This window comes from Pseudomonas sp. TWP3-1, from assembly GCF_049896625.1.
Classification (GTDB): Bacteria; Pseudomonadota; Gammaproteobacteria; order Pseudomonadales; family Pseudomonadaceae; genus Aquipseudomonas.
Genome location: NZ_JAFCUQ010000004.1, coordinates 198,076 through 212,383 on the forward strand (window position 1 = coordinate 198,076; position 14,308 = coordinate 212,383).

Genomic DNA, 14,308 nt, shown 5'->3' on the forward strand with positions numbered 1-14,308 from the left:
GAGGCCTGACATGCTCAAGCAAGCATTGGCGCAAAACGGTCTGATCGCAATTCTGCGTGGCCTGCATCCGCAGGAAGCCGCCGCTATCGGAGAAGTCCTTTACGCCGCCGGATTTCGCGTCATCGAAGTGCCGCTGAATTCCCCTGCGCCGTACGAAAGTATCCGCATCCTGCGTAGTACCTTGCCTGCCGATTGCCTGATCGGGGCCGGCACGGTGTTGACGCCGGAACAGGTCGAACTGGTCAAGGAGGCGGGCGGTCAGGTGATCGTCATGCCGCACAGCGATGCCAAGGTATTGCGCGCGGCGAAAGCGGCGGGATTGTTTCTGTCGCCGGGTGTTGCTACGCCGACCGAAGCCTTCGCGGCGCTGGAGGAGGGCGCGGACATTCTCAAGCTGTTCCCGGCCGAGCAGATGGGCCCGGCAGTCGTCAAAGCCTGGCTGGCGGTGTTGCCCAGCGGAACGATTCTGGCGCCGGTCGGCGGCATTACCCCGGACAACATGCAGGTGTTTATCGACGCAGGCGTGAAGGGTTTCGGCCTCGGTTCCGGGCTGTTCAAACCGGGCATGAGCGTTGAGCAAGTAGCAGCCAATGCCAAGGCCTATGTCGCTGCCTGGAAAGCGCTTCGCTAAGACTTTTTGGCGCCGCGAGCGCTGCATCTACAAGAGCTGCATTACAAAAAGAGAGCAGAGATGAAAATCACCAAACTCACTACCTTCATCGTGCCGCCGCGCTGGTGCTTCCTCAAGATCGAAACCGATGAGGGCGTGACCGGTTGGGGCGAGCCCGTGGTCGAAGGCCGCGCACACACCGTGGCGGCGGCGGTCGAGGAATTGTCCGACTACCTGATCGGCAAAGACCCACGCAACATCGAGGACATCTGGACAGTTTTGTATCGCGGCGGCTTCTACCGTGGCGGCGCGATCCACATGAGCGCGCTGGCGGGTATCGATCAGGCGCTGTGGGACATCAAGGGCAAGGCACTCGGGGTGTCGGTCAGCGATCTGCTGGGTGGGCAGGTGCGCGACAAGATTCGCGTGTATTCGTGGATCGGCGGCGACCGGCCGGCAGACACTGCGCGCGCCGCGAAAGAAGCGGTCAGCCGTGGCTTCACCGCCGTGAAAATGAACGGCACTGAAGAGCTGCAGTTCCTCGATTCCTTCGACAAAGTCGAGCTGGCGCTGGCCAATGTTGCGGCCGTGCGCGATGCGGTCGGGCCGAACGTCGGCATCGGCGTCGACTTCCACGGCCGGGTGCACAAACCCATGGCCAAGGTGCTGATGAAGGAGCTTGATCAGTTCAAGTTAATGTTCATCGAAGAGCCAGTACTCAGCGAAAACTACGAAGCGCTGAAAGAACTCGCGCCGCTGACCAGCACACCGATTGCTCTTGGCGAGCGACTGTTCTCGCGCTGGGATTTTAAACGCGTGTTGAGCGAAGGCTACGTCGACATCATTCAGCCGGATGCGTCGCACGCTGGCGGCATCACCGAAACCCGCAAAATCGCCAACATGGCCGAAGCCTATGACGTGGCGCTGGCGCTGCATTGCCCGTTGGGGCCGATTGCGCTGGCGGCGTGTTTACAACTGGACGCGGTTTGTTACAACGCGTTTATCCAGGAGCAGAGCCTGGGCATCCATTACAACGAGAGCAATGACCTGCTCGATTATGTGAAGGATCCGCGGGTGTTCGATTACGACAAGGGCTTCGTCAAAATCCCCAATGGCCCGGGGCTGGGCATCGAAATCAACGAGGAATACGTGATCGAGCGTGCGGCGGTCGGCCATCGCTGGCGCAACCCGATCTGGCGCCATGCCGATGGCAGTTTTGCCGAGTGGTGAGTTATCTCTGACTCCACATGCACCCGACCTACGCCGCGATGCAGACCCCCGGCGGCTGGCTGGTGGGCTAGGTCGAACGCATCAAGTTGTAGTCGTGCGCATCGGGCGACCATAATGCCGCCCGTTCCCTCGCTCAACGCTAAAGGCTGGATATGCAGGAAGACGCCGCAAAAACTGCCAAGGACGCCGCGCCCACCGGCACTCAGACCCTGCTTCGCGGGTTGGGTGTGGTGCAGGCCGTCGCCAGTGGCGCCCGCGATCTCAAGGAAATCGCCCGCCTGATCGGCACCACGCGGAGCACGACCCATCGTCTGGCCAGTTGCCTGGTGGACGAGCGTTACCTGCGCGTGGTGCCGCAAGTCGGTTATCTGCTGGGGCCGAAACTGATCGAACTGGGTTTTCAGGCGCGCGAAGAATTGCCGCTGGTGAACCTGGCCGGGCCGTATCTGGACGAGTTGTCGGCGTTGACCGGCGACACCGTGCATCTGGGCATTCGCGAAGGCGACGAGGTGTTGTACCTGCTGAAGAATCCGGGGCGCAATGGCCCGGAAATGCGCTCGCGGGTCGGCCATCGTATGCCGCTGGCGCGCACCGGGATCGGCAAGGCGTTGATGCTGGATGACTCGCCGCAGGATTGGCAGCGGCTGTACGACATCAGTCTGCCGGCGGGTGGGAAAAGTCAGTTCTGGCCGCAGCATCCCCAGCAGTCGTGGGAACAGCTTGAACAGCGCATGACCGAGTACGTGGCCGGTGGCTACGCCTTCGATCTGGAAGATAACGAACCGTCGATCCGCTGCGTGGCGGCGCCGATTCGTGACGCGAGCAAGCGCATCGTTGCGGCGATCAGCATCGCCAGCACCGTGCCGTACATGCCGCTGGAAAAAATGGCCGAGCTGATTCCCCTGATCAAAGGGGTCACAGCCCGGCTGTCGGCGGAGCTTGGCTTGAAGGTCTGAAGAATCAGACTTTCAGTGTCGCCATGTCGATCACGAAACGGTACTTCACGTCACCGGCAATCATCCGGGCGTAGGCTTCGTTGATCTGGCGGATGTCGAGCATTTCGATGTCGCAGGTGATGTTGTGCTCGGCGCAGAAATCCAGCACTTCCTGGGTTTCTGCGACGCCACCGATCAACGAACCGGCGAGTACGCGACGGCCCAAGACCAGTTTGGCGGCGTGTACCGGCGGATCGATCGGCTCAATCAGGCCCACCAGAATGTGCACGCCATCGAAGCGCAGAGTGTCGAGGTACGGGTTGAGATCGTGCTGCACCGGAATGGTGTCGAGCAGGAAATCGAAGTAGCCCGCAGCGGCTTTCATCTGCTCGGCGTCGGTGGACACGATCACGTGGTCGGCACCTTGGCGACGGCCTTCTTCAGCCTTGCTCGCGGAACGGGTGAACAGCGTCACCTCGGCCCCCATGGCTTTGGCGAACTTGATGCCCATGTGGCCGAGGCCGCCCATGCCGAGAATCCCGACCTTGTCGCCAGCCTTGACGCCATAGTGCTTGAGCGGCGAGTAAGTGGTGATGCCGGCGCAAAGAATCGGCGCGGCTGCCGCCAGATCGAGTTTTTCCGGGATGCGCACCACGAAGTGCTCGCTGACCACGATGCTGTCGGAATAACCGCCCATGGTGTTGCTGCCGTCGACCCGATCGGGAGTGGCGTAAGTCATGGTCGGACCTTCGAGGCAGTATTGCTCTAGGTTGGCCTGGCAGGCTTCACAGCTGCGGCACGAGTCGACCATGCAGCCGACGCCGACCAGATCGCCGACTTTATGCTTGGTGACATTCGTACCGATGGCGGTAACTTTGCCGACGATCTCGTGGCCGGGCATCAACGGGTAAACCGCGATACCCCATTCGTTGCGTGCCTGGTGAATGTCGGAGTGGCAGACGCCGCAGTACATGATTTCGATGGCGACGTCGTCGGCGCGCGGGCTGCGGCGTTCGAATTTCATCGGGGCGAGGGGAGTGGTGGCCGATTGAGCGGCGTATCCGATAGCGGTGTACATGGTGAACCTCGCAAAAGCAGTGACAGGTGAGGCGGTGCATTTTGGGCGTCGTGCGCGCGTGCGGCCATGACGATTCCTCCGGGTCTCATGCCTAATCCTCCGGCGTGCGGGTTTGCACCGTCGCATTGGCAGAAGGATCTGCGATGATGCTTTCGTGCCTTTTTCCGTAACTTTTTTGTGAAGACCTTTGATGCAGCTAACCCGTCACCTTGATGCCAATGCCACGCTGGTTTCGTTGATCGAACCGCTGGCTCTGCGCGATGGTTACAGTCCGACCGGAGTGCCGGGCGTGCAAATGTTGCGCGCCAGCAGCGACGTCGCGCGTGGCCCGCATATGTACGAGCCGAGCCTGATGATTGTCGCGCAGGGCAGCAAACTCGCGTATCTGGGGCCGCGCACCATGGAATATGGTGCCGGACATTACTTGATCCAGGCGCTGCCGGTGCCGTTCGAATGCGAGACCTTCGCCTTGCCGGATGCGCCATTGTTTGCGGTTTCGGTGGCGATTGATCGGGTGTTGCTCGGCGAGTTGGTATTGGCCATGGGACTGGCGCCGGGGCGGCATATTCCGGCGCAGACACCGGAGTCGATGACCTCGGTGGTGCTCGACGATGATATGCGCGGTTGTGTCGAGCGGTTGTTGCGCTGTCTGCACGATCCGCTGGAATGCCAGATTCTCGGGCCGGCGCGAGTGCGTGAATTGTTGTTCGTCGCATTGCGCGGGCCGCAGGCGGATGTGTTGCGCGCCTTGGTCGAGCAGCAGGGCCAGTTCGCGCGGGTGGCCGCGTCGATCAGCCATTTGCATGCGCATTACACCGAGCCGTTGAATGTCGAGACGCTGGCCAGTTGCGCGAACATGAGCGTTTCGACCTTTCATGAGCATTTCAAGCGCAGCACGTTGTTGTCGCCGGTGCAGTATCTGAAGCGCTTGCGCTTGCTCAAGGCGCAGACGCTGCTGGTCGCAGAAGGACTGGGTGTGGCGCAGGTGGCGCATCGGGTCGGGTATCAGAGCACGTCGCAGTTCAGTCGCGAGTACAAGCGCTACTTTGAGCGTAGCCCGGGCGACGAACGCGCTGCCTGATCTGCCAGCTCCCACAGGGATTGAGGTGATGTACTGAATCGCGGGTAACAAAAAGGCCCCCATTTCGGGAGCCTTGATGGTCAACGGTTCAACTTACATATTCGGGTAAGTCGGGCCGCCAGCGCCTTCCGGCGTAACCCAGGTGATGTTCTGCGAAGGGTCCTTGATGTCACAGGTCTTGCAGTGCACGCAGTTCTGGGCGTTGATCTGGAAGCGCTTCTCGCCGTCTTCCTTGGTGATCACTTCGTACACGCCGGCCGGGCAGTAACGCTGCGCCGGTTCATCGTACAGCGGCAGGTTCTTGCTGATCGGGATGCTCGGGTCGGTCAGCTTCAGGTGGCACGGCTGTTCTTCTTCGTGGTTGGTACCGGAGATGAACACCGAGCTGAGTTTGTCGAAGCTGAGTTTGCCGTCGGGTTTCGGGTAGTCGATCTTCTTGCAGTCGGCCGCGAGCTTGAGGCAGGCGTAATCCGGCTTGGTGTCGTGCAGGGTGAACGGCAGTTTGCCGCCGAAGATGTTCTGATCCAGCCAGTTGAAACCGCCGCCGACAATAGCGCCGAACTTGTGGATCGCCGGGCCGAAGTTGCGGCTGGCGAACAGTTCGTCGTAGAGCCAGCTCTTCTTGAAGGCGTCGACGTAAGTGGTCAGCTCTTCAGTACCATCCTTCTCGGCGAACAGCGCTTCAGCCACCGACTCAGCAGCGAGCATGCCCGACTTCATCGCGGTGTGGCTGCCTTTGATCTTGGCGAAGTTCAGGGTGCCGAGGTCGCAACCGATCAGTGCGCCGCCCTTGAACACCATCTTCGGCAACGAGTTCAGGCCACCCTTGCAGATTGCGCGAGCGCCGTAGCTGATGCGCTTGCCGCCTTCCAGATATTGCTTGAGCACCGGGTGGTGCTTGAGGCGCTGGAACTCGTCAAACGGCGACAGGTAGGTGTTGCTGTAGGACAGATCGACGATCAGACCGACCACCACCTGATTGTTTTCCAGGTGATAAAGGAACGAGCCGCCGGTGTTCTCGGTGCCCATGATGTCCAGCGGCCAACCGGCGGTGTGCACCACCAGGCCCGGCTGGTGTTTGGCCGGGTCGATTTCCCAGATTTCTTTCAGGCCGATGCCGTAGTGCTGGGCGTCGGCCTCGCTGTCGAGGTTGAAGCGCTTGATCAGTTGCTTGCCGATGTGGCCACGGCAGCCTTCGGCGAACAGCGTGTACTTGCCACGCAGCTCCATGCCCGGGGTGTACAGGCCTTCTTTCGGATTGCCTTCGCGATCGACACCGAGGTCGCCGGTGATGATCCCGCGCACGATGCCGTTTTCGTCGATCAGCGCTTCCTGAGCGGCGAAGCCCGGGTAGATTTCCACGCCGAGGTTTTCGGCCTGCTGAGCCAGCCAGCGGCACAGGTTACCGAGGGAAATAATGTAGTTGCCTTCGTTGTGCATGGTCTTGGGCACAAAGAGGTCAGGGATTTTCTGCGCACTTTCGGCGTTTTTCAGCACGAAAATGTCATCGCGGGTGACTGGCGTGTTCAGCGGCGCGCCGAGTTCTTTCCAGTCCGGGAACAGTTCGTTCAGGGCCCGTGGTTCGAATACCGCACCAGACAGAATGTGTGCGCCGACTTCGGAGCCTTTTTCGACCACGCAGACGCTGATTTCCTTACCGGCTTCGGCGGCCTTCTGCTTCAGACGGCAGGCGGCGGACAGGCCAGCGGGGCCGGCACCGACGATGACCACGTCGAATTCCATAAATTCGCGTTCCACAGGCTATCTCCTACTCAAGGCTCAACAGTTTTTTTTCTAATTTGGAGGTTTGATGTCGCATCCTTTATTGCCTTTACGTTAACGTCAAAGGGAATATAGGAGAAACCACCGTTCTCTCTAGGCGGCGCATTATATCTACACCACTCCTAGCGTCCAATACAAACGTTTGTTTGAATTGCCTCCAGCCCAGAGAAATCAAAGAAGCGCGGCTTATGACAGGGCATTTTGGCGTATTGACCAGAATGGGCGTTCCGGTCAAGATACGGTCGGTTTTGCGTTCGCCGTAGGCTGAATGGTGGTTTCAAGAGCACCTCTAAAGACAGGGCGCAGGCGGTACCCGGTGATGCGTAGCGCAAGTCTGGCGCGCAGTTTACACACCGCAAAGATGCATGACTTGTCGGTCACCACTGACGAACGGTCACACTCCTTTGCGACGTGAGATCACCCTGTACACAAGCCGGCGTTTTTAGAGGTGCCCTTGTGCCCGATGAGCATCAACCGCCAGGTTCGCCTAGGCGACTTCTTTTCACCGGAGAGTAACGAGGAATCCATGAAGGTTCTTGTAGCTGTCAAACGTGTTGTGGATTACAACGTCAAGGTTCGCGTCAAGGCGGACAATTCCGGCGTAGACCTCGCCAACGTCAAGATGTCGATGAACCCGTTCTGCGAAATCGCAGTGGAAGAAGCCGTACGCCTGAAAGAGAAAGGCGTTGCGACTGAAATCGTCGTCGTCTCCATCGGCCCGACTACCGCTCAGGAGCAGCTGCGTACCGCACTGGCTCTGGGTGCCGACCGCGCCATCCTCGTCGAATCCGCTGAAGAGCTGACTTCGCTGGCCGTGGCCAAGCTGCTCAAGGCCGTTGTCGACAAGGAACAACCGCAGTTGGTGATCCTTGGCAAACAAGCCATCGACAGCGACAACAACCAGACCGGCCAGATGCTCGCTGCACTGAGCGGCTACGGTCAGGGTACGTTCGCTTCGAAAGTCGAAGTTTCCGGCGACAGCGTTGCCGTGACTCGCGAAATCGACGGCGGCGCGCAGACGGTTTCCCTGAAACTGCCGGCCATCGTCACCACCGACCTGCGTTTGAACGAGCCGCGCTACGCGTCCTTGCCAAACATCATGAAAGCCAAGAAGAAGCCTCTCGAAGTGCTGACTCCGGACGCTTTGGGCGTTTCCACCGCCTCCACCAACAAGACTCTGAAAGTCGAAGCGCCGGCTGCACGCAGCGCAGGCATCAAGGTCAAGTCGGTGGCTGAACTGGTCGAGAAACTGAAAAACGAAGCGAAGGTAATCTGATCATGACTATCTTGGTAATCGCTGAACACGACAACAAAGTGCTGGCTCCGGCCACGCTGAACACCGTGGCTGCTGCTGCCAAAATCGGCGGCGACATCCACGTTCTGGTTGCAGGTCTTGGCGCTGGCGCCGTGGCTGAAGCCGCTGCGAAAATCGCTGGTGTGGCTAAAGTGCTGGTGGCCGACAACGCTGCTTACGCTCACCAACTGCCAGAAAACGTTGCTCCATTGGTTGCAGAATTGGGCGCTGGCTACAGCCACATCCTGGCTGCCGCCACGTCCAACGGCAAAAACATCCTGCCGCGCGTTGCCGCTCAGCTGGACGTTGACCAGATATCCGAGATCATCTCGGTAGAAAGCGCCGACACCTTCAAGCGTCCGATCTACGCCGGTAACGCGATTGCCACCGTGCAATCGACTGCCGCGGTAAAAGTGATCACCGTGCGTGCCACCGGTTTCGACCCGGTTGCTGCTGAAGGTGGTTCGGCTGCTGTTGAAGCCGTTGGCGCGGCACACGACGCGGGCACTTCGAGCTTCGTTGGCGAAGAACTGGCCAAGTCTGATCGTCCAGAGCTGACCGCTGCCAAGATCGTCGTTTCCGGCGGTCGCGGCATGCAGAACGGCGACAACTTCAAGCACCTGTACGCTCTGGCCGACAAGCTGGGCGCTGCTGTTGGCGCCTCGCGCGCTGCGGTCGACGCAGGTTTCGTACCGAACGACATGCAGGTCGGTCAGACCGGTAAAATCGTTGCGCCACAGCTGTACATCGCCGTCGGTATCTCCGGCGCGATCCAGCATCTGGCCGGCATGAAAGACTCCAAAGTGATCGTTGCGATCAACAAGGACGAAGAAGCGCCGATCTTCCAGGTAGCCGATTACGGTCTGGTAGCTGATCTGTTCGAAGCAATCCCCGAGTTCGAGAAGCTGGTCTAAACCAGCGGCTTAAACTATAAAGAGCCCGGCCTTTTGGTCGGGCTTTTTTTTTTCTCGGATTTGAGTGGGAGCGTTTTGCCATGGATCTGCGCTGCGGATTGTTGTTGGGATTGGCCCTGTTGCCAGGTTTGGCCACGGCCGCCGGCAAGTGCGAGCGTCTGATTGTCACCGGTAGCCCGGATGCACCGCCGTATTTGTGGCAGGACCCGCAAAATCCTAAACAGTTGATCGGTGCCAGCGCTGATCTGTTGCAGCAAGTGGCCAAGGATCTGGGGATCAAAGTCGAATTGCTCTACGCCGGCAAACGCGCGCAGGCGCTGGATGAAGTGCGCAGCGGACGCATGGACATGCTGGCCGACGCGTCGCTGACCCTCAATGAGCTGGAAAACCTCGACTACATCCATCCGCCACTGCTGGAAAACGACTATCTGGTGTGGACGCGCAAAGGCTCGACGCTGGTCTACAGCGCAGCGCAGGATCTGCATGGTCATAGCGGTGCGGTGTCGGAAAAGTCTCGAATGACCCAGGCATTTTTCACTTTCGCCGAGCAGCAATTGACCCTCACGCGGACAGCAAACCTCACTCAGGCCCTGCAGAAACTTCTGTTGGGCGAGGTGGAATATGTACTCGCTGGCCGCTACTCAGGCATGGCCGCCGCGCAGGCATTGGGCATGGCCAACGACTTGCTCGCCTTCGAACAACCGGTCGACCGGCCCGGCCTGTTTCTCGCGCTTTCGCATAACTCGGCCTGCAACGACCCGTGGTTGCGCGGACAGCTGGCCAAAAAGATGACAGAATTGCCCGCGTCCGGACTGACGGAAGCCGCGCTGCAGCGCAATATCGAGCGCTGGAAGGCGCAGCAGCAACAGCCGCAACAACCCGTCAGTGCCCCAAAACAGTAGGGATTTTTAGTGAGTAATCGACTTCTTTTCGCGGCCCTGGCCGTTCTGGCTCTGGCCGGTTGCGCCAGCGATCCGGCACCCAATGAACAAATGCGCCTGACCGAACAGGCCCTCGAACAAGCCAAAGCTGTCGGCGCCACCGCTGACGAAGTGCCGGAAATGAAACTGGCCGAAGACAAGTTCAACCGCGCCAAAGGCAGCATGGCCGGCGAATCCTTCAAGAACGCGCGCATGCGTCTTGAGCAGGCCGAACTGGATGCACGTCTGGCCGAAGCCAAAGTCCTGACCCAGAAAAGTGAAGCGCAACTGAACGTACTCAACACCCGCATCGTCCGCCTGCGCAAGCAACTGGGAGATGCCCAATGAGCCTCAAATCCAGAATCCTTGGCGGCGTGATCCTCACCGGTTGCGTCAGCCTGTTCGGCTGCGCCGGTCAGCACAGCGAATCTGCCTTGCAAGAGGCGAGTGCCGACTTCCAGAAGGTCAAGGAAGATTCCAACGTGCTGCGTATCGCGCCGAAAGACGTGATCCGCGCGGGTGAATCCCTGGCTCGCGCCGATCGTTTGTCCACCTACTGGGGCAGCGGTTCGGACGTGGTGCATTACTCATACCTGAGCCAGCGCTACAGCGCGATTGCCCGCGAGCACACCAATCAGGTGCTCAATGGGGAGCGCGCGGCGAAACTGGAACTCGAGCGTCAACGCCTGCAACTGGCCTTGCGCGAATCCAAACTGCTCAGCGTGCAGCAGCAGGGCAAGTGGCTGGAAGAGCAGATCGTGGCGCTGGCCACCACTCAGACTGATCGCGGCCTGGTGATGACCCTTGGCGACGTGTTGTTCGACACCGGCGAAGCCGAGCTGAAAAACTCCGCGAACCGTGTGGTGCTGAAGATTGTGCAATTCCTGCAACTCAACCCTAAACGCGTGGTGCGCATCGAAGGCTATGCTGACAGCACCGGCGGCAAGCAGGAAAATCTCAAACTGTCGCGCGATCGTGCGCAGTCGGTGGCTGATGTGCTGACTGACCTGGGCATCGACGAAAAACGCATTCAGGTCGAAGGCTATGGCGATGAATACCCGGTAGACGCGAACGCTTCCGAACGTGGGCGTGCGCAGAACCGTCGAGTGGAAATTGTGTTCTCCGACGAAAAAGGCCAGCTCGGCGCCGCCCGCTAAGGGCTGCGTCTCTGGAAAGCCCGGCCTGTCATGCAGTGCCGGGCTTTTTTACGTCTGTCGAATGACTCGCAAAAACAGTACAGCTGTGGCTGACACTGCACTGTATGGTCGAGTATTGTGGCAACTGTCCCAGTACACTTCTAAACTGTTCCGGTATTGTTTCACACAAGAATAAAATGCCCGTGAAATCGAGTGCTGCGTCATGACCAATCTCTTGCTCTACCAACGTATTGCTCAGCAACTGGCCGAGGACATCCGCCGTGGTGTCTATCAACCGGGGGAGCGCGTGCCTTCGGTGCGCAAGATGAGTTCGCAGCTCAACGTCAGCCATGCGACTGTGTTGCAGGCTTACGCCAATCTCGAGGATCAGGGCCTGATTCGCGCGCGGCCGCAGTCCGGCTATTACGTGCACCAAACGCCTGCGCTGACCGCACCGACCCCGGACATCGCCCGGGTGGAACGGCCCGGTCTGGTTACGCGCAGCAGCATCATTCAGCAAGTATTGGTCGAATCGCGCCGCGAAGGCGTGTTTCCGCTGGGTGCAGCGGTGCCGAGTGTCGATTACCTGCCGGTGCGCGCGCTGCATCAGCAACTGGCCAAGGTCACCCGGTTTCACAGTCCCCGCGCATTCAGTTATATGTTCAGCCCCGGTTTCGAACCGCTGCGCCGGCAAGTGGCGATCCGCATGCGTGATGCCGGCGTGGTGGTCGATCCGTCGGAAGTGGTGATCACTCACGGTTGTGTCGATGCGTTGCAGATGTCGTTGCGCGTACTCACGCGGCCGGGTGATCTGATCGCCGCCGAATCGCCGACCTATTACGGCTTGCTGCAACTGGCCGATCTGCTTGGCCTGAAAGTCATCGAAATCCCCAGCGATCCCGCCACCGGCATGAGCCTCGAAGCCCTGCAACTGGCGGCCAACCAATGGTCGATCAAGGCACTGGTGCTGACCACCCGCCTGAGCAATCCGCTCGGCGGCACCATGCCCGAGGAGCGCCAGAAACAGCTGCTGCGGCTGGCCTCGGATTTCGATATTCAGATTGTCGAAGACGACATTTACGGCGAATTGATGTTCGAGCAGGGCCGCACCAAAGCGCTCAAGGCCTACGACCGGCTCGACCGGGTAATCTACTGCTCGAGCTTTTCCAAGACCCTGTCGCCGGGCGTGCGTATCGGCTGGATGCTCGCCGGCAAGTACCAGCAGGAAATTCAGCGCTTGCAGACCTTCAGCACGCACTCCGCGTGCAGCGTCACGCAGATGGCCATTGCCGCGTATCTGGAAAACGGCGGCTATGACCGACATTTACGGTACATCCGCCAGGAATACCGAAAAAATCTCAGCGCCTTCCAGCTGGCGGTTCAGCAGCACTTCCCCGAAGGTACACAGATGACCCGGCCCACTGGCGGCTTCATTCTGTGGGTGAGCCTGCCGGGGCGGGTCAACACCCAGGAACTGCACGTGCGCGCCCTGCAACAAGGCATCAGCATTGCGCCGGGGCTGATCTTCAGTAACACCGAGCAATTCAATCACTGCATCCGTTTGAACTGCGGAATCCCGTGGAATCGCGAGGCAGAGCGGGCGCTGATGACCCTCGGCATGTTGGCCACCCAACTCTGCCAGGAGACGGCCAGCGGTTTCTGAACACAAGGCAGAGCTTGTCATGTGCCGCCCAAAAGGCGAGCATATGGCCCTCTGCCGTTAGCCGCGTTGGGTTCATGAAAGCGATTTTTCCTGCCGCCTGGGTTGTGATCTGCCTGTTGATGATGGGCCAAGTGCCCGGTGTCATGGCGGCTTCCGTTCAGGAAAAGACCCCGACAGCCACAACGGCGAAAAAACCGGTAGCCAGCAAAAAAGCTGCTCCAGCGAAGAAACGGGCACCGATCGCCTCGAAGTCCAAGTCCGCCAAACAAATCGCCAAAACTCCATTGCCGCCGGCCAGGCTCGACTTGAGCCTGCCCAAGGAACTGGTTCAGGAATTGAAACCGCCGGGCACGGTGATCATGCCCAAGCGCGAGCCGATCCTGCCGCAGATGTTCGGTGACAAGAACACCGGATTCCAGCTCAACGGCCGTCTGCTCAGCAACGAAATGCAGTTGCAACTGCGCAACGAGGAGCGTCGCGAAGTTGAAGGCGCGGCGCTGGATTTCGAGTTCAAACAGTAAATCACTGCGATCCGAGACCCGCGGGCCAGACACTTTGTCGGAGACTGGTCAGTCACATTGGTTTAAGCGCAAAAACCCCGCCTGAAGCAATTTGAAACAACCGTCTTAGCGGTTACTCTGTGCCGCGTCCCTTTCACACATCACCCGCCGCGAGGAACTCGCCGAAATGAAATGCCGCGAAGGCTGTGGCGCATGCTGCATTGCCCCTTCCATCAGTTCACCGATTCCCGGCATGCCCGAGGGCAAACCGGCGGGCGAACGTTGTGTGCAGCTTTCGGTCGAAAACCTGTGCAACATTTTCGGTCGGGCCGAGCGTCCGGCCGTCTGTTCCGGATTCAAGGCGGATGTCGAAGTCTGTGGCAGCAGCCAGCAAGACGCGATCAGATTGATCGGCTGGTGGGAAGAAATGACGGCGGCGTGATGAGTCGAACGAACGGAACTTCAACAATAAGGAATAAGACTATGGGTTCGCTGCATCGTATTGCTGTGTTGGTTGGTTTGACTGCTGTATTGGCCACCTCGGCCGCGCAGGCTGAAGACTGGAAGGTCGCCAAGAATGAAGACGGGATCAAGGTTTCCCTGAGCGAAATTCCGGGTTCGGACTACAAGTCGTATCAGGGCGTTGCCATGATGAAGACCACTGTCGCCAAACTGCGTGCATTGCAGGAAGACGTTGCTGGCGCCTGTGCCTGGATTCACGAGTGCAAATCGCAGAAGTTGCTCAAGCATGAAGGCGATCAGAGCTGGACTTACAGTCAGTTCAACACGCCATGGCCGGTTACACCGCGCGATTCGGTGATCCACGTCACCACGGTCGAAGGCGCCGATGGCAGCTTGACGCGCAATCTCGAAGGCGTGCCGAAATACTTACCTGAAGAAAAGGGTTTCGTGCGAGTTACTCAGGTCAAAGGCTTCTGGAAGTTCGTGCCAAAAGGTGATCAGGTTGAAGTGACCTATCAAGTGCACACCGAGCCAGGTGGCAGCGTGCCGTCGATGATCGCCAACAAGTTCGTGGTCGATGCACCGTTCAAAACCCTGCAAGCTTTGAAAGAACGCGCCGAGAAGTAATCGTCTGGCTCAATGCACAAACGCCCCGAGTGATTCGGGGCGTTTTGTTTTGTGGGTAAATTGTGTTTCCGGATAT

General features: G+C 59.3%; 15 protein-coding genes. 13 read left to right on the forward strand and 2 right to left on the reverse strand.

Going from position 1 to position 14,308, the window contains the following annotated elements:
• Positions 1-10 precede the first annotated feature (10 nt).
• The 3 genes from ACP7BN_RS08030 (at position 11) to ACP7BN_RS08040 (ending at position 2,796) form a co-directional block, all read left to right on the forward strand.
• Complete coding sequence (locus tag ACP7BN_RS08030) at positions 11-631, forward strand: 2-dehydro-3-deoxy-6-phosphogalactonate aldolase (protein ID WP_420646552.1); 621 nt, start codon at positions 11-13, stop codon at positions 629-631.
• A 60-nt stretch (positions 632-691) separates the two neighbouring features.
• Positions 692-1,840: a galactonate dehydratase gene (gene dgoD / locus ACP7BN_RS08035; RefSeq protein ID WP_426203023.1), complete on the forward strand. Its 1,149-nt coding sequence runs from the start codon at positions 692-694 to the stop codon at positions 1,838-1,840.
• Between the two features lie 152 nt (positions 1,841-1,992).
• A complete protein-coding gene (locus ACP7BN_RS08040; RefSeq protein WP_426203025.1) occupies positions 1,993-2,796 on the forward strand; it encodes an IclR family transcriptional regulator in 804 nt (267 codons plus the stop codon).
• A gap of 4 nt (positions 2,797-2,800) precedes the next feature.
• On the opposite strand, the gene ACP7BN_RS08045 is transcribed toward ACP7BN_RS08040, so the two are convergent.
• Positions 2,801-3,853, reverse strand: coding sequence for an NAD(P)-dependent alcohol dehydrogenase (locus ACP7BN_RS08045; protein WP_420646555.1), 1,053 nt, complete (start codon positions 3,851-3,853; stop codon positions 2,801-2,803).
• Between the two features lie 190 nt (positions 3,854-4,043).
• Between ACP7BN_RS08045 and ACP7BN_RS08050 the strand changes: the two genes are divergently transcribed.
• The gene (locus ACP7BN_RS08050) at positions 4,044-4,934 is read left to right on the forward strand and encodes an AraC family transcriptional regulator N-terminal domain-containing protein (RefSeq protein WP_426203027.1); all 891 of its coding nucleotides are present in this window, start codon (positions 4,044-4,046) and stop codon (positions 4,932-4,934) included.
• A gap of 93 nt (positions 4,935-5,027) precedes the next feature.
• On the opposite strand, the gene ACP7BN_RS08055 is transcribed toward ACP7BN_RS08050, so the two are convergent.
• Positions 5,028-6,692 carry an electron transfer flavoprotein-ubiquinone oxidoreductase gene (locus tag ACP7BN_RS08055; RefSeq protein ID WP_426203029.1) on the reverse strand — a complete coding sequence of 555 codons (1,665 nt, stop codon included), beginning with the start codon at positions 6,690-6,692 and terminating at the stop codon, positions 5,028-5,030.
• Positions 6,693-7,242: 550 nt separating this feature from the next.
• Here ACP7BN_RS08055 and ACP7BN_RS08060 point away from each other — a divergent pair.
• From ACP7BN_RS08060 to ACP7BN_RS08100, 9 genes are all read left to right on the forward strand, one after another.
• Positions 7,243-7,992 (forward strand): electron transfer flavoprotein subunit beta/FixA family protein, encoded by a 750-nt coding sequence (locus tag ACP7BN_RS08060; protein ID WP_024776877.1) that lies wholly within the window; start codon positions 7,243-7,245, stop codon positions 7,990-7,992.
• A 2-nt stretch (positions 7,993-7,994) separates the two neighbouring features.
• Positions 7,995-8,924 carry an electron transfer flavoprotein subunit alpha/FixB family protein gene (locus ACP7BN_RS08065; RefSeq protein WP_426203032.1) on the forward strand — a complete coding sequence of 310 codons (930 nt, stop codon included), beginning with the start codon at positions 7,995-7,997 and terminating at the stop codon, positions 8,922-8,924.
• A gap of 80 nt (positions 8,925-9,004) precedes the next feature.
• Entirely contained in the window at positions 9,005-9,826 is an 822-nt protein-coding gene (locus ACP7BN_RS08070) for a substrate-binding periplasmic protein (RefSeq protein ID WP_426203034.1), read from the forward strand.
• 9 nt (positions 9,827-9,835) lie between these two features.
• Positions 9,836-10,192, forward strand: coding sequence for a DUF4398 domain-containing protein (locus ACP7BN_RS08075; RefSeq protein WP_426203035.1), 357 nt, complete (start codon positions 9,836-9,838; stop codon positions 10,190-10,192).
• Complete coding sequence (locus ACP7BN_RS08080; protein WP_426203037.1) at positions 10,189-11,001, forward strand: OmpA family protein; 813 nt, start codon at positions 10,189-10,191, stop codon at positions 10,999-11,001. The genes ACP7BN_RS08075 and ACP7BN_RS08080 overlap by 4 nt, the downstream gene beginning before the upstream one ends.
• Before the next feature lie 202 nt (positions 11,002-11,203).
• Positions 11,204-12,643, forward strand: coding sequence for a PLP-dependent aminotransferase family protein (locus tag ACP7BN_RS08085; RefSeq protein ID WP_426203041.1), 1,440 nt, complete (start codon positions 11,204-11,206; stop codon positions 12,641-12,643).
• 74 nt (positions 12,644-12,717) lie between these two features.
• Positions 12,718-13,164: a translation initiation factor 2 gene (locus ACP7BN_RS08090; protein WP_426203043.1), complete on the forward strand. Its 447-nt coding sequence runs from the start codon at positions 12,718-12,720 to the stop codon at positions 13,162-13,164.
• A 166-nt stretch (positions 13,165-13,330) separates the two neighbouring features.
• Positions 13,331-13,585, forward strand: coding sequence for a YkgJ family cysteine cluster protein (locus tag ACP7BN_RS08095; RefSeq protein ID WP_420646564.1), 255 nt, complete (start codon positions 13,331-13,333; stop codon positions 13,583-13,585).
• 41 nt (positions 13,586-13,626) lie between these two features.
• Positions 13,627-14,232: an START domain-containing protein gene (locus tag ACP7BN_RS08100; RefSeq protein ID WP_426203046.1), complete on the forward strand. Its 606-nt coding sequence runs from the start codon at positions 13,627-13,629 to the stop codon at positions 14,230-14,232.
• The last annotated feature ends 76 nt before the right edge of the window (positions 14,233-14,308 follow it).